This is a genomic window from Moritella sp. Urea-trap-13, from assembly GCF_002836355.1.
GTDB lineage: Bacteria > Pseudomonadota > Gammaproteobacteria > Enterobacterales > Moritellaceae > Moritella.
The window spans coordinates 197,382-219,009 of sequence record NZ_PJCA01000031.1 but is presented as its reverse complement, the minus strand read 5'-3'; the positions used below and the strand labels follow the sequence as shown (position 1 = coordinate 219,009).

Annotated in this window: 17 protein-coding genes; 6 read left to right on the top strand and 11 right to left on the bottom strand. The window is 41.0% G+C overall.

Translation table 11 applies throughout. The annotated features are described in order from the left end of the window. Nucleotides 1-16: 16 nt before the first annotated feature. The 7 genes from CXF93_RS09030 to CXF93_RS09000 all read right to left on the bottom strand — a co-directional run bounded on the left by CXF93_RS09030 (nucleotide 17) and on the right by CXF93_RS09000 (nucleotide 9,150). A complete protein-coding gene (locus CXF93_RS09030; RefSeq protein WP_101062126.1) occupies nucleotides 17-3,112 on the bottom strand; it encodes an efflux RND transporter permease subunit in 3,096 nt (1,031 codons plus the stop codon). Between the two features lie 29 nt (nucleotides 3,113-3,141). Then, nucleotides 3,142-4,221 carry an efflux RND transporter periplasmic adaptor subunit gene (locus tag CXF93_RS09025; protein WP_101062125.1) on the bottom strand — a complete coding sequence of 360 codons (1,080 nt, stop codon included), beginning with the start codon at nucleotides 4,219-4,221 and terminating at the stop codon, nucleotides 3,142-3,144. Nucleotides 4,222-4,302: 81 nt separating this feature from the next. Then, entirely contained in the window at nucleotides 4,303-5,025 is a 723-nt protein-coding gene (locus CXF93_RS09020; RefSeq protein ID WP_101062124.1) for a hypothetical protein, read from the bottom strand. 35 nt (nucleotides 5,026-5,060) lie between these two features. Then, nucleotides 5,061-6,107, bottom strand: a complete 1,047-nt coding sequence (locus CXF93_RS09015; RefSeq protein WP_101062123.1) for an ethylbenzene dehydrogenase-related protein — start codon at nucleotides 6,105-6,107, stop codon at nucleotides 5,061-5,063. A gap of 147 nt (nucleotides 6,108-6,254) precedes the next feature. After that, nucleotides 6,255-7,142 (bottom strand): hypothetical protein, encoded by an 888-nt coding sequence (locus CXF93_RS09010; RefSeq protein ID WP_101062122.1) that lies wholly within the window; start codon nucleotides 7,140-7,142, stop codon nucleotides 6,255-6,257. A gap of 13 nt (nucleotides 7,143-7,155) precedes the next feature. Continuing rightward, nucleotides 7,156-8,283 carry a methyl-accepting chemotaxis protein gene (locus CXF93_RS09005; protein WP_101062121.1) on the bottom strand — a complete coding sequence of 376 codons (1,128 nt, stop codon included), beginning with the start codon at nucleotides 8,281-8,283 and terminating at the stop codon, nucleotides 7,156-7,158. 408 nt (nucleotides 8,284-8,691) lie between these two features. Next, nucleotides 8,692-9,150: a c-type cytochrome gene (locus CXF93_RS09000; protein ID WP_101062120.1), complete on the bottom strand. Its 459-nt coding sequence runs from the start codon at nucleotides 9,148-9,150 to the stop codon at nucleotides 8,692-8,694. A 273-nt stretch (nucleotides 9,151-9,423) separates the two neighbouring features. On the opposite strand from CXF93_RS09000, the gene CXF93_RS08995 reads away from it, so the two are divergent. After that, nucleotides 9,424-10,770: a magnesium transporter gene (locus tag CXF93_RS08995; protein ID WP_101062119.1), complete on the top strand. Its 1,347-nt coding sequence runs from the start codon at nucleotides 9,424-9,426 to the stop codon at nucleotides 10,768-10,770. A 155-nt stretch (nucleotides 10,771-10,925) separates the two neighbouring features. On the opposite strand, the gene CXF93_RS08990 is transcribed toward CXF93_RS08995, so the two are convergent. After that, a complete protein-coding gene (locus tag CXF93_RS08990; protein WP_101062117.1) occupies nucleotides 10,926-11,966 on the bottom strand; it encodes an oxidoreductase in 1,041 nt (346 codons plus the stop codon). Nucleotides 11,967-12,207: 241 nt separating this feature from the next. On the opposite strand from CXF93_RS08990, the gene CXF93_RS08985 reads away from it, so the two are divergent. The 5 genes from CXF93_RS08985 (at nucleotide 12,208) to CXF93_RS08965 (ending at nucleotide 18,208) form a co-directional block, all read left to right on the top strand. Continuing rightward, on the top strand, nucleotides 12,208-12,756 hold the full coding sequence (locus CXF93_RS08985) for an ECF-type riboflavin transporter substrate-binding protein (RefSeq protein ID WP_101062114.1): 549 nt from the start codon (nucleotides 12,208-12,210) through the stop codon (nucleotides 12,754-12,756). Between the two features lie 6 nt (nucleotides 12,757-12,762). Continuing rightward, a complete protein-coding gene (locus tag CXF93_RS08980; protein ID WP_101062112.1) occupies nucleotides 12,763-14,457 on the top strand; it encodes an ABC transporter ATP-binding protein in 1,695 nt (564 codons plus the stop codon). Further along, nucleotides 14,457-15,422: an energy-coupling factor transporter transmembrane protein EcfT gene (locus CXF93_RS08975; RefSeq protein ID WP_198551629.1), complete on the top strand. Its 966-nt coding sequence runs from the start codon at nucleotides 14,457-14,459 to the stop codon at nucleotides 15,420-15,422. Before CXF93_RS08980 ends, CXF93_RS08975 begins: the two co-directional genes overlap by 1 nt. A 2-nt stretch (nucleotides 15,423-15,424) precedes the next feature. After that, a complete protein-coding gene (locus tag CXF93_RS08970; protein WP_101062108.1) occupies nucleotides 15,425-16,258 on the top strand; it encodes a 4'-phosphopantetheinyl transferase superfamily protein in 834 nt (277 codons plus the stop codon). Between the two features lie 408 nt (nucleotides 16,259-16,666). Then, nucleotides 16,667-18,208 carry a wax ester/triacylglycerol synthase family O-acyltransferase gene (locus CXF93_RS08965; RefSeq protein WP_101062107.1) on the top strand — a complete coding sequence of 514 codons (1,542 nt, stop codon included), beginning with the start codon at nucleotides 16,667-16,669 and terminating at the stop codon, nucleotides 18,206-18,208. 121 nt (nucleotides 18,209-18,329) lie between these two features. Here CXF93_RS08965 and CXF93_RS08960 read toward each other — a convergent pair whose 3' ends face one another. From CXF93_RS08960 to CXF93_RS08950, 3 genes are all read right to left on the bottom strand, one after another. Then, the gene (locus CXF93_RS08960) at nucleotides 18,330-18,566 is read right to left on the bottom strand and encodes a TIGR02647 family protein (protein WP_101062103.1); all 237 of its coding nucleotides are present in this window, start codon (nucleotides 18,564-18,566) and stop codon (nucleotides 18,330-18,332) included. Between the two features lie 209 nt (nucleotides 18,567-18,775). Then, the gene (locus CXF93_RS08955; RefSeq protein WP_101062102.1) at nucleotides 18,776-19,393 is read right to left on the bottom strand and encodes a GDSL-type esterase/lipase family protein; all 618 of its coding nucleotides are present in this window, start codon (nucleotides 19,391-19,393) and stop codon (nucleotides 18,776-18,778) included. An 85-nt stretch (nucleotides 19,394-19,478) separates the two neighbouring features. Continuing rightward, nucleotides 19,479-21,464, bottom strand: a complete 1,986-nt coding sequence (locus CXF93_RS08950) for a diguanylate cyclase (RefSeq protein WP_101062101.1) — start codon at nucleotides 21,462-21,464, stop codon at nucleotides 19,479-19,481. Nucleotides 21,465-21,628 lie beyond the last annotated feature (164 nt).

The following is a 21,628-nucleotide window of genomic DNA, read 5'->3' as shown; positions in this document are numbered from 1 at the left end:
TTTTTTGATAAAATAGCTAGCGTGTTTCCATGCGGATCACAAACACCAAAATGGCCGGAATAACAAAAATAGTAAATACAGTTGAAACAGCCAGGCCACCGAGAATAACACTGCCGAGGCCACGATAAAGCTCAGATCCCGGTCCAGGAAGCAGTACTAACGGTAACATGCCACAAATACTAGTGGTTGCACTCATGTAGATCGGACGCAGACGGCTACGGGTCGACTCAAGCACAGCTTGCTGATAGTCCATTCCCCCGGTGTGAAAATTGTTCAGCGCTTGATGGACGATCAAGATGGCATTGTTAACCACCACACCGACAAGAATAACGAAACCCAACATGGTTAACACGTCCATTGGTTGCGGTACGATGAAGATATTCAATAACTTGAGACCGATAAAACCACCAGCACTAGCCAACGGTACCGTCAGCATAATAATCAGCGGGTAAATAAAATTGCTGAACAACGACGCCATGAGTAAGTACGCAATAAAAATAGCCAATAAAAAATTCCACTGCAATACTTCACGAGTCTGTACTAATTTGTCTGCAGCACCGCTCATATTGACGAGCAAGCCATCGAGTAGGCTCATACTGTTCAGCTCAGGAATTATCTGTTGCTCGATGATTTCCATCGCTGTTTGTAGTGGCATTGATTTCGGCGGGGTGATTTGTAGCGTGACAGTTCTACTCCTTTCTAGATGGCGAATCAATGCCATGCCTGTGGTTTGCTGCAATCGCGCTAATGAAGAAACCGGAACGACCTTACCATTGGGTGTGGCTAAATTCGCCTGATAAAGCGCCTCCGGAGTAACAAATTCACGGTCATCAGCTTTCATGATCAGGTCTATCTTCTTTTTGCCTTCTTGTTTGTAATCACCGATAACTCTGCCATCCATGAGTACATCCAATGCAACTCCCAAATCACGAGTCGACATATCGTTAGCACGTAAACGATCATGGTCCGGCAAAATTTGCACTTCTGGATAAGTGAGTTCAATAGACGGTATAGGTCGTATCTGACTGCCTGCTAACTTAGTATTAATCATATTAAACATAGTCGCTGCTGCAGTAGCAATTTGGTTCAAATCATGGCCACTAATATTGAGTTTGATCGCTCGACCTTCACCGATTCCAGACTCAAACACTCCGGGTTGTAAACTCACGCCGTACATACCAGGAAGGCTGTAGATCAACTCGGTAAAAAAAGGCAGCAGTTCGCTGGCACGCTCCCAGTGTTCACTGATCGCCCCTGAAATGATAAATCCCTCGGCACCGACGTAAAACATATTCTTTATCGCTGGCACATCATCGACATCAGCCCCTATGTGCGGGAGGGCCATATCGAAAAAATGCTCGCCTATTTCAACCCGTTCTGCTGTCGATAATCCAGGTGGCGGTATCAATATATTAAGTACTAAATTACGATTTCCTTGTGGCAAGTACTCCATTTTCGGCGTTAATAACCAAACTGATGTGATTGCTAATCCGGTCAGTAAACAGATAGTCGAGAGCCGCGTTACCCAGTTACGTATCGCTAGCGTAACCACTACCATCACTCCGTTTGACAGCCATTGACCTAGCCTATCGAGTAATGAAGGCTTGTTGACTGTTACCTCCTTTTGACCACGAAACAACCTATAGGCAAACATCGGGATAACCGATATTGATACAAACAAACTTAACGAGACAGCGGCAACAACAGCAATAGCAATATCACGAAACAGCTGCCCAGCCTCTTCTTCAATAAAGACCACAGGTAAAAAAACGGCAACTGTAGTAATGGTTGAGGCTAGCACTGCCCCCCAGACCTCCTTGGTGCCATACAAGGCAGCATCGAATGCTGTTTTCCCCATCTGTCGGTGACGCACAATATTCTCGATAACGACAATGGCATTATCCACCAGCATACCAACGGCAAAAGCAATCCCGGCGAGACTGACAACATTGAGGTTACGTCCCAAAAAATCAAGAAAAATAAAAGTACCAATAATACTGATAGGGATAGCCGTAGCAACGACAACGGTGGCGCGGACACTGCGTAAAAAGAGCAACAACACCGCCACGGCAAGCAGTCCGCCAAACATGATATTTTGTTTGATCTGATCAATCGCGCCGTTAATGTAAAAACGCTGATCATAAACCCACTCGAGATAGAGCCCTTCTGATGCGAGGGTATTTGCATTCAACCATTGATAACGCCCTTCGACCAAATTTGTCATTTCAAGGATATTAGTGCCGGTTTCCGGACGAACACCAATGGCAATGCCCGGTATCGCATTGTGCAACACCACTGAATTTTTCTTGGCGTAGTCTTGACGGATCTCAGCTACATCACCCAGTAATACACGTTGCTGCCCAGTAGAGCGTAATACCACTGCCGCAATGTCTGCTGCCGATTTGAATTCACCTGTAGTACGAATGCGGAAATCACGCCGACCTACCCCCAACGTACCTGCTGATACGTTGGTATTTTCACTCTGGATCACCTCGATCACGCCATTGATTGTCAGCCCGTAAGCGGCGAGTTTTTCGGTACTGATGATAACGTGCATTTGCTCTTCGGTACCACTACCAATAAATAACTCAGATACCCCTTTAACCCGTTCAATATGCTGACGAACTTCATTCTCAAAAAAGGTCTTGTAGGTTTGGATCGGACGTCGATTACCGTCCTTCGTTTTCAGGATCATCCAGATCACTGGAGACGCAGTAGCACCAGAGGCATTCACCACAGGGTTATCGACTTCGGCAGGATAAGAGGCAACTTCGTTAATCTTGTTGGTAACGCGTAACAGCGCTTGCTCAACACTGGTGCCGACCTTAAAACGTAAAGTTACACTGCCTTGACCGTTGCGCGCTTCACTTTCCATCTCGATTAGGTCGGGCAAACCTTTGAGGGTGTTTTCCTGCTCTTCAATAATCTCACGCTCAATCTCGTAGGGCGTTGCACCACGCCAGTTGGTTTTTACCTGTATCTCTGGTTCGATCACCGTTGGACTCAGTTGATAAGGCAAGCGCGTCAGGCTAATGATGCCAAACATGAGCAACATGATAATACCAGCAAGAATGGTGACAGGTTTTAGAATTGAGAAGCGGATAATATCCATAAACGATCTCTGTGTGATGGGGGGTCAGCTTAAAAACGTATCGCTTGACCGTCGTGTATGCGTTCGTTACCTTTGCTAACCACTTGTTGGGATTCAGTAAGTTCAGGGCCTTGTATAGCAACGAACATGCCTTGATAACCGAGGATCTGAACGGTAACCATTTTGGCTTTTCCATCAACGGCCAGAAAAATAACCTGCTTACCAAACTGATTGATAACCGCATCCCTCGGCACTAGTAAGCTGTTGATTTTAGAACCACTGGGTAGACTAACGTACGCTTGCATACCGGCAATTAAGCCCCGCGCTTGCTCAAGCTTTAGTTTGACAGTGAAACTCCGTGTCGCGACATCACCTTGAGGCAGAAAATGCATAAACACACCGATATAATCTTGCCCAGCACTGCGAACTATAATTTGACGACCAGTATCTAAAAAATCGAGCAGGTGTCGCTGTACATCGACTTCAACCTCTAGCTGTTGATCATCAGCGATCACGGCAATTTGACCTCCGGCAGCAACCCACTCTCCTTGTTCAGTCAGTTTTGCTTGAACCAAGCCATTGAACGGTGCATTAATCTGGGTTTTTTGTATTTGTAACTGCTGATAGTCAAGAATGGCCTTGAGGGCTATGACGCGTTTCTTTTGCGCCAGAACGCGATAATAATTTTCGTCATAGAGGGATTCGGAAACAGATTTATCGGCGAATAACGCTTTGATACGGCGTAAATCCTTATCCGCACGCTCGAGTTCAAGCTGAGCCTGACGATAATTAGCACGCGTGCCTGCGAGCCTAGCTTCAAGTAAGTCTGAGCGCAATTTTACCAAAGGCTGCCCCGCTTTGACTCTAGCTCCGGCGGTAAAGTGGATGGTTTCGACAATACCTCCAATCTCAGCAGCGACCCGAGAGACTCGCGCATAACTAATACTGCCGACCAGTCCGACCATCGGCTCTGCAGTCCCGCGGGTAATTAGGCTGACTTCCACCAGCATAGGTGGTGGCCCTGAATTTTGGGATTCAGACTCTTTGTCAGGCGCGGCGTGGAGTATAACTGGGCTGAGTAATACTAATAATAAAACGTACAATGGTGACTTTAAAAAATAAAATCGCATTGCCACTCCTCTATCGCTCTAATTCGTCGCTAAACCAAAGCGAATATAACTCGAACACTCTTACATACTCGAGATACTAATTTAGCTGTTTTCACGTTTACTAATCCAAGGCACTCTGGTCCAACAATCCAATAACACCACAATCGACATAGCAGCTATCGTACTAATCAGTAACCCGCCAGTCAGTGGAATTAAGTAGCCAACAAAACTAACAAATTTAGCTAACGTCCAAAATAACACATCGCCCCACAGACCTAAGAATGCAGCACAAATCAACACATGTTTAATCCAAGTCAGAACGCCCGTCATCGATATTAAGATGCCAAGAATAAACGCCATCATACCAATAGAAAATAAATGAGTATGCGTTTCCACTGCTAACTTATTCCAAGGGATGCCTTTTTTGGTCAAGGTTTTGACTTCATCATAAGTCGTTAATGGCATTGATGTCATCGCATCCGTCATAGTGGAACTAGCGCTATGACAATCGCTACAGTCTTCACTCATAATCGGTTCTATATCTGTATCATAGTGTGCTTGAGTTGCTCCAGATTCAACCCAATCCTTCACAACTTCAATATAATCATCATCAGAAACATGATCATACATAGAGCCTCGCATTGCGCTAACAATAGCAATGCCAGCGTACTTTTGCTGCACAGTGGCCAGACTTGGAATTTGTGCGACCTGACCTGTGGTACTCAGCGATATCGTCATACCCGCATACAATATCCCGTATAAAACCGACAGGCACAGCGCAGAAATAGCCAATCGAGCGGCCGTATTCAACGATTTAATTTCCATATTAGAGCCTCGTTTCGATGATTAATTACCAGCGGCTATTTAAAGCGTAACTGTAATACACCGTCGTGATAAACATGGTTAATTTGCGAATTATCAAATACTGACACACCAAAATCATAGGCTTTAGAAAGATCGGTAAATTGAACATCTTGGATACTCGATTTATCACCTGTCGTCACCATAGCGCGGCGGATCTCTAACGTCCACATGCCATCGTTCCAAACCCCTTTCGCAGTTAAATCACCACGAGAACCAGTAAACGGCGCAGTGACAATACCGGGAATACGATTTGTCTGTTTCCAACTTGCATCAAGGGGCATTTTTTTAGCATCAAGCACCACAACTGAATCATTCGTTAGGTCGGTTTGTACAAACGCAGGCTGACCATCTTTAACATTATTACTATAACCACCGCCTGTTTTTGCATCACCAGAACGTCCCCAGTTCTTGTTGGTTTTCGGATTAATATTATCGTGAATATATTGATCGTCAGCTTGACCAACAGGGTTGGAGCGAACGCCTTTCCAATGCCACATATCAATCGTTGTACCTAATTTGGTATATTTACGTCCAGGCGCTTTATCAGCAAGGCCTTGTTGAATGCCATCTTTCGCCATATGACATGCTGCTGCACAGCCTTTTTTCTTAAAAGACTTTAGATTGATATTCCAGAGGATAGCCATTTTATCTTCATAATAAGTATTGTCATGACCAGTATCATCTTTATTCATCAGTTGTTGCCAACTGCCATCAGCTTGCTGCATCCATGGAAAGCGATTAACACTTTCTGTCGGATCCGCCCATTGAATAAGAAAGTAGATATCACCTTGCTTGCGCATCGACTGGATCGTATACGTGGTTTGCTTGATACCCTCGTAGCCGTTGTTAGGCTGATAAGGTGTTTTGTTGATATTAACCTTCAGCACAGGTGCTGCTGACCATGCTGGTTCGACAACACCATCGACAATAATCACAGTATTTGTTTCAATATTGTCGAGTGTGCCGACAACCTTGGCTAAGGCGGACGGTGTTAACAAAGCTGCGGAGATAGCAATAGATAAGAAAGAGAGTGGTAAGCGCATTGTGAATATCCTTATTATATCTAAACAAAATTATACTAAAAGCATAGTCCATAATAAGGGAATAAATAGCGGTTCCGTTTAAATCTGATTCATAATCAAATGCTTCTTGATATGAATCAAACTGCCACTATACCGAAACCAAAAAATCTAATGGCTGACAGCGGCACGATTTTCGTTTTCAGGCATTAATTTCTGTTCAAATTGTTGCAACTGTTTATCGAACTCTTGCAATATTTGCTCGACACAAGCACTCGCAAGATTAAAGAATTCTTCTGCTTTTATGCTCGGTACCGCGATAGTAATTTGCTGTACTACAACTTGTAATAACTGACGTATCTGCTCGCTGTTTTCTAGCATTAGTCCATCGTCTAAACTTTGCTGTAATGAATGGCACAAATAATTTAACCGAATACGTTCAACGCTCGTACATGAATTAGCCGCCGCAACACCGGTACCAATAGCTCTAATTTGACCTATATTTTCTGCTGTAAACAAAAGCTCCAACCACATATGGCGCATCGATTCACCTTGCGCATCGACAATTTTATATATTTGATGTTGTTCGGCAATATCATCAATAAAATATAAGATATTAAGGATCAATTTATTATGTTGCTGTAAATTATTCGCCGTCGTTAATTGATTCGCTTTTGTCGTTAACTGATCCGTTTTTATCGATAGTCGCGACCAATGCTCTGTAATCGATTCCCATCGTGGCAAAGGTTGTAATTGTTCGTCAACAGCCCCCGCTTTAAATTCTTTGTTAATACTCGCGATGCTATTACTTACTTTTAACGTTAACGGGGTTAATCTGCTTGTCAAACTCACATCACCGTTGAGTAAAGCGTTACTGATACCGCGATGTTGTTGTACATGCGTGAGTAATTCACGTAACCGAGTCACGATATTAAAGCCTGTTCTTTGTTGGATCCGCAATATATTACGTTGATGAGTTTTAACCAAATAAATGCTTATAGCAAGAAGCATAGAGCTGACGAATATAGTTAATCCGTAAACTAGAAAAGCATTGTTCATATTAATCTCCTTATTAAGTAATACTAGTGATGTGATGAAGGTGATTAGCAACATTAGCTTGCTCTGTCGACATATGGCTGTTTTGTGCGGAAAGTATCGTAAGTTGTTCAACCGCTTGAGTAATATCCTTAAGCGCATACATTTGTTGCTCTGTCGCAACAGCAACACCGTCAATATCAACCGCCATATTTTCGGTCATATTGACGATATTATTGAGATGTTCACAAGCCGACTCAACCCGAACACCACTTTGATCAATATGCCCAATAGCATCTTGCATATAGCTTTCTACAGCGTGCATATTTTCGGTTACTTCTTTGGTTTTATTGGTAATAGTCTGCGCTGATGTTTGACTACGCTGCGCTAACATTTTCATTTCACCGGCAACAACAGAAAAACCTCTACCGTATTCCCCTGCTTTTGCTGCTTCAATCGTGGCATTGATTGACAGTAAATTAGTTTGCGCGGCCATTTCGCTAATCACACTCGACATTAAAATTACCGTGTCTAATTTTTCTTTTAGTTGCTGCAAGCTCTGCTGCGTATTGATGATGACATCACTCACTTGCGAGACTTGCTGCTTACTATCAACTAGGGTTTTAAAGCTATGGTGGCAATTATCTTTAGCGTCGATCACGGCACGATTAATATCTTCAATTCGTCGTGATATATCCGTCAAACTCACATTAATCTGCGCTGTAGCAGTGGCTGTTGTTAAACAGTTCTGATGCTGAACATCCGATTGTTTCGCCGTTTCATCGGCATTATTTGCTAGCTCTTTAGCAGAATAACCAATTTCTAAATTTTGATTATTTACCTCATTGTAACCACGTTTGAACTGCTTATTAAACCCGATAATGGCAGTCAATACCGGTAATAACATGACGATATTATGTTCTACTAACAACTTATTGATGCCTGAATTCATTTTACTTTGTTGGCTAACCGCTAATATTTTCAACAAACCTTGTTGTTCTTGCTTAATTTGCTGTAACAACAAAACATAAATAAAAATTCCACCACCGAGTAATAAGCAGGCGGCAATAAAAAACTGATTACTTAATAACAACATTGCACCGATTAACAATGCAGTTAAAACAATCATGTTATTGGAGAACAATCCGGAAAATAAGAGTTTCATAGGGCGCCTTCTCAATATGATTTAATAGCAATAAATACACTATTAACACAGCAATATTGATACCAGTTTTGGAAAAATGTTTATACGATAAGGGAACGTAACCAAACAGTGATTAATAGCTTAACCTAAGCTTTAAAGGTATTTATAGGATGAATTAGTGAGATATACAGATTATTAGAATGACAATCTGTCACTTATATTGTGAGACATGCTGTCGCGCGAGCCATCGTGGTGCAACGGAAAACATTATAGTGCAAAACAATAGTGCAAGAAGATAATGCAAGAGAGCAGTACAAGAGATTAAATAACTATCCGGTCTAACGGGAATAACAGTCTGGTCGAGTCACCTAACTAGGCATACAATAACATCGCTAGTTAGGTGGGATATAAGCAAATCCCGATTCGACTTTACAGCGTTTCGTAATAACGATATTGAGTTCTCGGATAGGGAGTCAACTCATAGTTAGATTGCAGAAAAAACACCAAATCAGCCAATTCACCGACAGTCATCACATCGTTATAGTTTTTCATTTTTGAGACCCCATCCACCTGCAATAAGGATTTTGGATAACCCTTGGCGATTTTGTGTGACGGGTTAATAACAGAGGTAACGAGTTCCGCATAGGTTTTAATGCCACTTGTTTTACCACCTAACTTAACTGATAACTCAGGGTTGTTTACAACATCGGTCGGTGTAACGCCTTCCATTTGATGACATGATAAACACTGGTACTTTACAAATACTGCTTCCCCCTTGGTTACATCCCCTTCGGGTAGACTAAATCCACTTGGTGAGTCAACGCCTGATTCACAACCCGTTAGGATTAATGCAGCGGCAGTTAACATACTTAACAATAAATTTTTCATATTATAGTACTCCGATTCGAGTTCGATAACACAGACGTTACTGCTACATAACTCTGTTTATAGCAGCTAAAGTATAGCTTCCCTTGGCAAATTTAATAATTAAAACAGCCGCGACTTTGTTCTACTTGATAAATAGTACAGATATAATTCCTCAACATCGCGTATCAATCCCAGTAAAATTTCATATAAAATCTATTTACCTATAATCATTAAGGGTTGATAATCTCGTCTTACTCTTAAGATAAATATATCACAGACATATAAGGTCGGACGATGCCAGAAAATGACGTTCAAAATGCAGTTGAGGAACTACTAGCAAATAATCTTGATACATCAGCGCAGCAAGCTTTTATTGAAAAACTTGAACATGACACATCGCCTGTCGACATGGCCTTATTGTTAGAATCACTGCCCTTTTTAGAACGTTTAGAAACCTGGTCACAAATATCTGATGATATAAAGCTGCCTATATTAGTTGAAATGCGTGCAGATGCCGGTGAATCAATTGTAGATTCATTAGCGCATGCAGAATTACTGACACTTTTCACTGATATTGACGCCAACACATTAGTTGAATTACAAGATATTATTCCCGACCAGCACCTTGAAAATGTGCTGGCTAAAATGGATGAAACTCAGCTATCGCACTACTCGGCAGCGCAACAATTTAATGATGATGAAGTTGGACATTGGTGTGACCATCAACCGCTTGTGGTACCCGCAAAAACCAAAATAAAAGTGGTGTTGAGGTTAATTCGCCGTAGTAGCTCGCTACACTGTAATGTGGTATTCCTAGTCGATAACCGTGGTAACTGGCAAGGCGCTGTCCGTATTAATCAATTGTTTGGTGCAGACCCATTATTACGCGTGGCAGAGCTAATTGAAGAGGATTACCTCACTCTAAACGCCAATGAAGATATGTACATTGCCGCAGACAAAGTAGCCCAAAGCAATGAGTCCGCGTTACCTGTTATCACTACGGGCGGTTTACTCATCGGTCGCTTGGATATTGGCGCAGCTTATAAACTGCAAGCTGAACATGCTGAATCGCAAATAATGGCGACAGCGGGTCTCGATGAAAATGAAGATCTATTTTCACCGGTTCGCAAAAGTGCTAAGAATCGTGCTATTTGGCTAGGTATAAACTTGCTAACCGCATTTTTGGCATCTTGGTTTATTGGGATGTTTGAAGCGACAATTCAACAAGTTGTTGCACTAGCCGTATTAATGCCGGTGGTCGCATCCATGGGTGGCATTGCAGGAAGCCAAACGTTAACCTTGATTGTCAGGGGTTTAGCATTGGGTCATATCTCAATGGCCAACATTAGACCCTTGTTGTTCAAGGAACTAAAAGTGGCGATCCTTAATGGTATTTTATGGTCCATTGTGATTGGTTTAGTGACGGGTTATTGGTTTGACAATGTCATGCTAGGCATCGTTATCGGTTTGGCCATTGTGGCGAATATCATTACTGCGGCACTGGCGGGGGTTTTAGTGCCTGTTGCGTTAGATAAAATGAAGATTGACCCGGCATTATCAGGTTCTGTTATTTTAACAACAGTGACGGATATCATAGGGTTTGTGGTGTTCTTAGGACTCGGTACTATGCTGCTTATCTAGTTATGCTACTTATCTAACTATGTTGCTTCTCTAACTGAAGCGACTTATCTGCTCTAAGCTAAATAGCTAACGTAAAAACAGAAATCAAAAATGGCGAATAACAGTACACAATATACCGTTATTCGCCATAGTTAAAAGTACCGCTATCGTTAAGGTTATTGCGGTACCGCTAAGGTTTTACCTAAACGACTGCTTTCCATCGCCAGTACAATCAACTTAATACTCCACAACGCATCTTCAGCATTAACTGGTGCTTGGCCTTCGCTATTTATAGCCTCGGCCATCGCTTGGAAGTAATGCTGATAACCACCACGTTCAGTCGGAACGGTTTCAACTGTATCTAAAGTGTATAGATGGCCATACTGCTCAGGCGTTTCATCAGCCCAACTTGCATCAACAGGGACAACGCCTGCTTTTAAACGATCTTCTTGTGGATCTAAGCCGTATTTCTCATAACTCGCTTTATTACCTTTCACACTAAAACGTTTATTAGGTCCAGCACTGAATAAATCACAATGTAATGTGGCGACTTTATCAGGGTAATGCAGCACAAGGTTGAAGTAGTCTACGTTGGTGGAGCCTTCTCTCATGATTAAGCATTGCGCGGTGATCGCATTTGGTAATCCAAACAACTGCAATGTTTGGTCAAGTAGATGCGGCCCCAAATCAAACAGTATCCCGCCACCAGTGGCTGATTGTTCACGCCAGCGCTGACGAACTTCCGGTCTAAAGCGATCGAAATGGGATTCAAAACATTTAACCTCGCCTAAACTGCCGTCTTCTATTAGCTTTTTAACGGTGAGGAAGTCACCATCCCAGCGGCGATTATTATAGACACTTAAAATCAGTCCTTTCTCTGCCGCTAATGCAATCAAGGCTTCACCATCAGCAACGTCGATAACAAATGGCTTTTCGATAATAACGTGCTTATTTTGCTCTAATGCTGCTTTAGCTAAAGAAAAATGTACATCGTTTGGCGCTGTGATAATCACCAGTGCCGCATCTGACTGTTGTAATAAGGCTTCTGCTGTTAAGTAATGTTCTGCCTGAGGAAAACCGGTTGTCACAGCCTCACTTTGGCTGCTACTGATTGCAGTCAGCTCAAATTCAGCCAAGTGACTAATGAAAGGGATATGAAATGTTTTTGCCGAAAATCCATAACCGATAACAGCAGTTTTAATTGGTTTTAAGTTCATGCTTACTCTCTTAACAGATCCAGCTACAGCAGTTGAATATCATAGGCTTCAATCATAACCTGCTTATTCCAATTGTTAAATAACCAATGTTTAGGTTCCATTATTGCCGTATAACTAAACAGTACAGAAGGTTAAATACCGATAAATACTAAACCAACTCAAGTTTATTTCCTTAATAACCTGTATTCCGCTATAATTCGCACCTTTAATTTTTCGTATTAATTTACCCCCAAGGCTTATTATGAATCTTTCAGCTAAAACCGTTGTTGTGATTGCAATTGGTGCTGCTTTATATGGCATCGGTGGACTACCTATGTTTGGTATTCCTGTATTTGCAAACACTACACTTAAACCAGCGATGGCAGTACTTGCACTCTTCTCGGTATTATTTGGTCCATTAGTTGGTTTCTTAGTAGGTTTTATCGGTCATTGGGTGACAGATTTATTCTCTGGCTGGGGTGTTTGGTTAACGTGGGTATTAGGCTCAGGTATCGTTGGTCTTATCATCGGCTTATTCCCTAAACTGACACAAGGTCGTTTAGAGAAAGGCGAATTCTCGATGAAAGACATGGTCTTATTTATCGTGCTTGCGTTGATTGGTAATACGGTCGGCTATGGCGTATCAGCCTTACTCGATACAGTGCTGTATGCAGAACCGTTTACCAAGGTAATGACGCAACTAACCATCATTGCTGCAGGTAACACAATATTAATCGCTATCGTTGGCTATATCCTCCTGACTGCGTTTGCCAAACGCAAGAAACAAAGTCGCAACTTGACCGAGGGTTAATCAACAATGACCATCGAATTTTCTGACTTCTCTTTTAAATATGCTTCGCAGGATAAAGCGACACTACAAGGCATAAATCTAAGGATAGAGAAAGGAGAGAAAATCGTCATTATTGGTCCAAGTGGGAGTGGTAAATCGACCCTTGGACAATGCTTAAACGGCCTTATCCCGCATGCCATAAAAGGCGAACTGTCGGGAAGCTTAACCATCAATGATACGCCCGTATCTGGGTTGCGCATGCAAGACTATAGCGAATCGGTAGGCACTGTGTTGCAAGACACTGACAGCCAATTCGTTGGTTTAAGCATAGGTGAGGATATTGCGTTTGCGCTTGAGAATAACATGATTTCTCAAGCCGAAATGTTGCCTATCGTGCAGAAAACTGCCGCAATGGTTGATCTTGATGATTTACTGGATCATTCACCTTATGCATTATCAGGTGGTCAAAAGCAGCGCGTATCATTAGCAGGAATTTTAGTTGATGATACTGACATCTTATTGTTTGATGAACCACTGGCCAGCCTAGATCCAAAAACAGGCAAAGCAACAATCGAGATCATCGACCAATTGCATAAAGACACGGGCAAAACGGTTATCATTATTGAGCATCGTCTCGAAGACGTATTACATCGTCATGTCGACCGCGTGATCTTAATGGAACGCGGACAAATCATTGCCGATATGTCGCCTAATGAATTAATAGTGTCACCATTACTACAGGTGCATGGTATCCGCGAACCGCTATATATCTCAGCATTAAAAGCGGCGAACTGCCCTATTACCGTGACAGATAACCCAGCTTATATCGACAAGATGGACCTACTGCAATATCAAGCGCCATTAACTAATTGGTTTAATGCGCAAGCACCGATCATCCAACCACAAACAACAGAAACATTACTTGAGATTAACGATTTAACTTATTCTTATACTGGCGAGAAGAATGCGCTTGAAGATATTTCATTTAGTATCAATCGTGGTGAATTTGTTTCTATCTTAGGTAAAAATGGCTCGGGTAAATCAACCATCACTAAGCTGATCATGGGTGTTATAGCTCCTGATGCGGGTCAAATTAAGCTTAATGGTGAAGATATCGCTGACCTCTCTATCTTTGAGCGCGCTCAAAAAGTAGGAGTGGTGATGCAAAACCCAAATCACATGATCTCTAATCACATGATTTTTGATGAAGTCGCCTTTGGTCTACGTAACCGCGGACACGACGAAGCATTTGTTGAAGAGAAAGTACTGCACGTACTGGGTCTATGCGGTCTAATGAAATATCGTCACTGGCCAATTGAAGCGCTTAGCTACGGTCAGAAAAAACGCGTGACAATTGCTTCTATCTTAGCGTTAGAGCCTGAATTACTTATTTTAGACGAACCAACGGCGGGACAAGATCATCGTAACTACACCTCGATGCTGTCATTCATTAAGACGCTAAACAAAACACTGGGCATTACAGTGCTTATTATCTCTCATGATATGCACCTAGTATTAGAGTACACTACGCGTTCAATTGTGATCGCAGAAAGTAAATTGATAGCCAATGCGCCGGTTTCACAAGTGTTCAGCGATCCAGCTCTACTTGACCGTGCGAATTTAAAAATAACCAGTTTGTATACACTTGCCAATGCAGTTGGTATAAACAATACGGATGGTTTTATGCAGCAGTTTATTAAATCTGAAGTGGCACCGTCATAATGCAGAACAACATTAATCGCGAAAATACTCTTAATCAAAGTACTGTAAATAAAAGCAATATGAATAAAAACACGATAAAAAATACTGTTAATAACGACATTAAAAAGAGTAATAAAAGTAACGTTAATAAAACCAAGAAAATCGATTTTGGTATTAACTATGTCAATACCAACTCAGCCCTACATCAACTTAATGGTGTCACTAAGTTTGTGTTGTTTTTAGCTTGGGTAACTGTGGTATTAACAACCTTTGATTTACGCCTAATTCTTGCGCTTATTATTACTGGTTGTACGCTGCTTAAATTAACTAAAGTACCATTTCCAGTTTACCGACCTTTACTGATAGCCACGGCAAGTGTGTTAAGCATGAACGCCATATTTATGTTCTTGTTAGCACCACAGCAAGGCGTTGAATATATTGGCTCAAGCACGGTGTTATTGCCGTTATGGGGTGATTACTCCCTAACGCAAGAAACCTTATATTACTTACTGACAGTCACACTAAAATATTTCAGTATGTTCCCTATTGCGTTAGTCTTTGTGTTTACCACGCATCCGACTGAGTTTGCTGCAAGTTTAAATCGTCTCGGTGTACCCTACAAAATTGCCTACGCAGTTAGCTTAACATTACGTTATTTGCCTGATGTGAAGAACGACTTTGTTAACATCATGCATGCACAACAAGCACGAGGGGTAGATTTATCTAAGAATGTATCAGTACTGTCGCGTATTAAAAACGTCGCCAAGATCTTAGGGCCATTGATCTTCTCTAGTTTAGATCGCGCCGACGAGATCTCAAATGCTATGACGCTACGTGGTTTTGGTCATAACAAGATGCGTACTTGGTACAGCTTAAAACCAATGACCAAGCAGGATTACACTGTGATGGGGTTAATTACCTTGGTGGTAACCTTAGCTATTATCAAGCGTGTGATGGCAACCGAATTATTCTGGTATCCATTCTAGTTATGCACAGCGGCGTAAAAGATAAACTCACCCTCGCCACAAATGAAATCCATTTATGGTCGGTTGCTCCGCAAACGATCCAACAGCCTGAATTGTTAGGTGCTTATAGCCAGTTGTTATCGGCAGAAGAAATCGTAAAACAGCAACGCTTTCGGTTTGAAAAAGACCGCCATAGTGCGTTGGTTACTCGCGCTTTTGTCCGTGACTTATTATCACACTATGCTGATGTATCGCCAGTAGATTGGCAGTTTGTAAAAGGGGTGAAAGACAAACCTGAGATTGTTAATCCACCGCTAGCGCTACGCTTTAATATTAGCCATACCGATAATTTAATCATTTGTGCGGTCATGCTTAATGATGATATAGGTTGTGATGTAGAAAACATTCAGCGTAAAAGTGATGTATTGAGTATCGCTAAATATTCATTTTCGGACGTTGAGGTAAATGATTTACTTGCTCAACCTACAACGCAGCAAACTAGTCGGTTTTTTGATTACTGGACATTAAAAGAGTCCTACATCAAAGCGTGGGGGTTGGGTTTATCAATTCCGTTGAAAGACTTCAGTTTCACCCTACCCGCACGCCACCAGCCTGAACATCTACAAGAGCATCGGCACTGTATTGATGATATTAAATTAAGCTTTGCACCTCACCGTATTGATGATGCTAGTATTTGGCGTAATTGGCTGTTCTACCCCAATAACAACCATCGTGTTGCTCTGGCTGTGCGCGCGACAAGTAATAATCAACATACCGAGTATAAAATGCGCTTTTTCAATTCAACTCCACTCATTGGTATCACTGAAACAATTATTTTTAAGCCTGGTACTAAATAACTCGCGCTTTAGCGACTTATGCCCTATCTACTTTACTGTTACAGGCAGCATTAAAAACTAACCATTCATAACATTACCGATAACCGCCCCTCAATAACAAATTCATACAGTTGAATATCTTATTTTAATGCCAAAATCATGCTGCGCCAATTCTAAATATTAAATAAACATTTCAAATGTTAATTTAAACCTTTAAATTCAACTATTTAAAATTACGTCAGCAAGCCATATAAATATATCGTTTAGGTAAATTAATGTCAAAACGATATATTCCTTTGGGAGTACAAGTGTATTATGTACATAAATTCAACATCCGTGACAGTAAGTCATAACATCAAATGTGATGGTATGTGCGGTACGGCTCAATCGGACGCAAACTATCAATCTCATTAAAAATAGGAAATGACTATGGAAGCACTCACGTTAGTTGATATGGGTTTTTTATACACAGAAACAGTAACAAGCCCAAAACATGTCGCTGGATTACAAATATTCTCAACACCAGAAAACTATCAAGGCAATTTTAGTCGAGACCTATTTGATAATTTAATGTCGCAACAAGATGTTAAACAACCGTTCAACCAAAAATTAAAGAAGCAAATGACCGGGCAATACTTCTGGCAAGAAGATAACAATATAGACCTGTCATATCACGTACGTTTCGCCATGCTGCCACAACCGGGTAATGACAATCAATTGCTTAGCTTTGTTGAACACCAGCATGAAACCTTACTTGATCGTAACCGTCCATTGTGGGAAATGATCCTTATTGATGGTTTAGCAGATAACAAATTTGCTATTTACGTTAAGGTTCACCATGCATTTACTGACGGTGCCAAAGCAAATCAACTGCTAATGGCTTACTTAAGCAAAAATGCTGAATCACCAATGACAGCATTCTGGTCTGTAGAACGTCGACAAAAAGAACGCGTAGCGAAAAGTACATTAACACTGCTCACAGATACATCTAAGCTAGTCACTGGACATGTTAAATCCATACCATCATTGACTAAGTTAACAGCCAAATTACTGTTCCAAGCAACGAACATGTATAAAGCCGATATGCCGACACCATTCATGGCGCCTAAAACTCCGTTTTCAGTCAGCCCAAAACGTGCACGTCGCGCGGCAATGACATCACTACCTTTAGCACGTATAAAAACACTCGGTCGTGTTACAGGCGCAACGATTAACGACGTGATAGTCACCATTTGTGATATGGCGATACACAGCTACTTAGCAACCCATAACGTCGTACTTAAAAAACCACTAGTAGCACAAATGCCAATGAGTTTACGTGATGCCTCTGACACAGAGTCAAACAACCAAGTGGCGATTAGTTTAGTTGAATTAGCCTACGCAGGTGAGCGTCCATTAGAACGCTTAATGACAGTCAAAGAGTCATGCCAAAAGCTGAAAAGTGAAACGAAACTGTTAACCAAAGAAGCGTTAACCAGTTATACATTAGCAAGCCAAGGTTTAGCGGCTGCCAGTGAATTACTAAACTTAGATACCATCTTGCCACCAATGGGCAATGTATTAATCTCTAACGTCCCAGGGCCAAGTAAAGCCTTATACATGATGGGCGCGAAAATGGATAAGTGCTTCCCTATCTCGGTATTACCGCCAGGTATGTCACTCAACATTACCCTCTATAGCTACAACGGTTCAATTCACGTGGGACTTATTGCTTGTCGCTCCGCATTACCAGATTTAACCGAATTAGCGGATTACATTGAAGATGCTTTTACTGCACTTGAGAGTGAGGTGTTAGACAGCGCGATAGCGAGTGTTGCTGAGCATATTAATTTATTATCACCTTCAGACCTTGAGGAAGATATTAAGCAAGAAAGTATTAATAATATAACTGATATTGTTAATAACCTTGGGCAGCTAAATCCGCGTCCAGAAGTTGATATTGAAGACTCACGATTATGTGAAACAGCTTAGGTCAGTAGGTAAGTAGGTAAGTAGGTAGGTAGGTAGGTAGGTAGGTAGGTAGGGAAATAGAAAAGATTGCAGTTAGTCGACCATATCACAGCGACTAACTGCTTGAGCTAATCGCATTATTTTAGCTCAATGGTGCTAAAACTCTGTGTAGGTGATCTGCTATTTCAATACCGCTATCGGTTAAATACCCACCGTCGTCTCGTGTAATAAGACCTTTATCAAAAAGTGATTTCGCAGCACTGATGACAGAGGGGCCGGCTTCATTATGAACCTTAATGCCTTCTAAGTGAGATTTTGTTGGGAATTTAGCCAGTAATTTCATTTCTTCAAACAGTGTATCAGAATAGTTGTTAGTCATAATTGCTCGCTTTTCTTAAATAGGAGAAGTTTCATCATAGGGGCTTTAACTAAGATTGCAAAATTAATAATAGAGTTAATAGGGGTAGATCAAAAAAAACTCCAAGAAAACGAACACTTAAGTGTTATGTAGGTCAAAATTCATGCAATCATCTGTATTACACAACACTTACTGTTTATTTAATGCCTATCAACACTGACATAGTAAGATTACGACAACAAAGACAAGCTTATTACTTGATATAACAACTCGTGACCCGCACTATTTGGGTGTAAACCATCGGCCGTTAAATAGTCTTCTTTACGGTCATTGAATGGCGTGTAAACATCAATCAAATTGACACTATACTTCACCGACAAAGCCAATAATGCTTGGTTGTAGCGACGAATCGTTTCATCATTACGAATACGATTGTTTACATTCGGGATACCATCAAGGTGAGCAGCTATTGGCGTAACATTAATTAATACCACTGATGCTTCTTTCTCAAGTGCAAACTCAATACAGTGACTTAAGTTATCAATATAAGATTCGATGGTAACCAGAAATTTACCGTCTTGATTAGCAAGGTCGTTCGCACCATAACCAAACAGTACGGTATTTTTCTTATCGTCTGAAAGTCTAGTAACAAACTCATGTGGAAAACGTTGCATCAAACCATCAGTGGTTTCGCCGCTAATGCCCATATTGAAGACACTGACTCTCTCTTTAGCCGTTTCTAAAAACTGTTTAATTAAGCGAGTTTTAATGCGGTCAGCCCAACCACCATAGTCAGCGTCACTTTCACCACGAGTAATACTATCACCAAAACAAATTATGCTCGCCATATACCCTAGCTCCGAAAATATTCTTTAATTATTTGTGCAAGCAAAGTACTACAAAATCATAATAGTTAACAGTATATTCGGAGCTTTAATCTACTGCGATAATTTGATTACGGCCACTGTGCTTAGCTTTGTATAGCCGTTCATCTGCCCGCTTTATCAGCTCAGCGTGGTTCATCATTAACTGCGAAACTGAGACGTCAGTAACCGCGCCAATCGATATTGTAATATCGATATCACCAGCGACCGTGGCGACAGGCACGTCTTTTATTACCTTCCACACTTTGTGTAGCTGATCTAGACTCGAAATATCATCTTGATCTTCAATAACACAAATAAACTCTTCCCCACCCCAACGGATAATTAAACCTGACGACGGCAGCTGTAAAAGAAAACGTTTTGCGACGTTAATTAAAACGGCATCACCAACATCATGACCATAATTATCATTAATTTTTTTGAAATGATCCAAGTCCATTATAGCGATGGTGAAGTTTGAGTCTCGATACACGGAGTTATCTTGTTTTAAACTCAGTATAAACTGATCAAAATGACGGCGGTTATACAAACCAGTTAGTGCATCCCGCGTTGATAACTCAACTAAGTTGGTATTTGAATATTGCAGTAGTTGATTTTTATTCTCAATGTCGAGGTTCTTTTTAATCACATAACCTAGGGCTAGCAAGACACAAAATGTCACGCCTAAAATAACCCGAGTCACAAGCGTTTGCCCCTCTAACTCAAGGTCTTGTATTTCATTCTTGGTTTTTAACAGTGCGAATGCGTTACGTGCTGCTTCGGCATTAAATGACTCTTCAAGCAGGTATAATTCACTTTGGCGCTGATCAAATAGCACTTCCTTATCCCCTAGGTAATACAGCTTAAAATACTTCAGTGCATCGCTACTATTACCTAATTTCTCATACGCTTGTGATAACGATTTATAATTGCCAGTAATATAAGCGGTATGGGCTATTTTAATATTATCTTTAATCGAAGCATGTAAGTCTTCAATGGCAGCACTATAATTGCCCAAGGCCATATTACTGTGAGCTTTACTTTTATAACATAGCCCACGTTGCAGCGGTAATTTTTGTATACCGTCTAAACCAAGACAACGATTAGACTCAGCTATTGCAGATTCATATTGCTGCTCTAAATAAAGCACATTAGATAAGCTATTCAACACTACCGCTTGTAATCTGGCACTTGAATCTTTTTCTAGTGTCTGCCTGGCCTCAGCATAAGCCCTACGAGCTTGTAGAGTATTACCTAAACGAAAATAGACATTAGATTCATTGGTCAACAAGATCGTCATAATCGCAGGTTCTAACCGCTTATCTTGACCGTATATCTCCTTTGATTGAGCAATATATGCAATCGCCTTATTCCATTCTTCTAAGTAAATGTAAATAACAGCCAAGTTACCGATTATTTTACTGTGGTACAAATGCTTAGGATTGGTCTCAATCAGTTTTAAGCCTTGATGAAAATACTCTTGAGCTTTACTATAATCGCTCGAAAGAATACTAATCACACCCAATGAATTATAAGATTTGATTAATAGTCCTTCGTAATTAATCTCTTTTGCAATCCTTTCAGATTCATTTAAATAAGTCAGTGCAGTATCAAGGTCACCACGCTTGGTGCGTTCTATTGCCAATTCAGACAAGGCGCTTGCTTTTAGCCATTGCAATTGTTCTTGTTCAGCGAAATCAAGTAATTTTTTGGCATAAGTAGATGCATCGTCAATGCGACCTAAACGTAGCATGATGTTATTCATGGCCATGAAATAATAAGCTTGGTATAGAGGATGGTCTTTAAATGTGGGGAGCTCAGCCAACAGATTAATTTTGATTAACGCTTCATCGCCATCAAATCGGGAGAGATCGAGGATTTCAAGTAAAGCGTTGCCATGGGGTAACTTTACAAGTAACTCATCAGGGGAAAATACCACTGTGGTATCAGTTTCAACAGGCCGATCATTATCAAATAAACCAAATGGGCCCAGCATAAATAGCAATAGACTCACCCCTACGACTAAAATAATACTAACCGATTTAATTATCTTCATTATTTACGCCAAGCAATACCCAGAGCCTATATTCTATTGAATAAATAATACTATGCCAACCCAAATAAAATAAAACACGACTTAAATCTGCGTAAATATTAATGTAGCTATTTAAACAAATGTAATTTGAAAGGCTATTTAGATAAGGTCGTTGAATTTTAAAA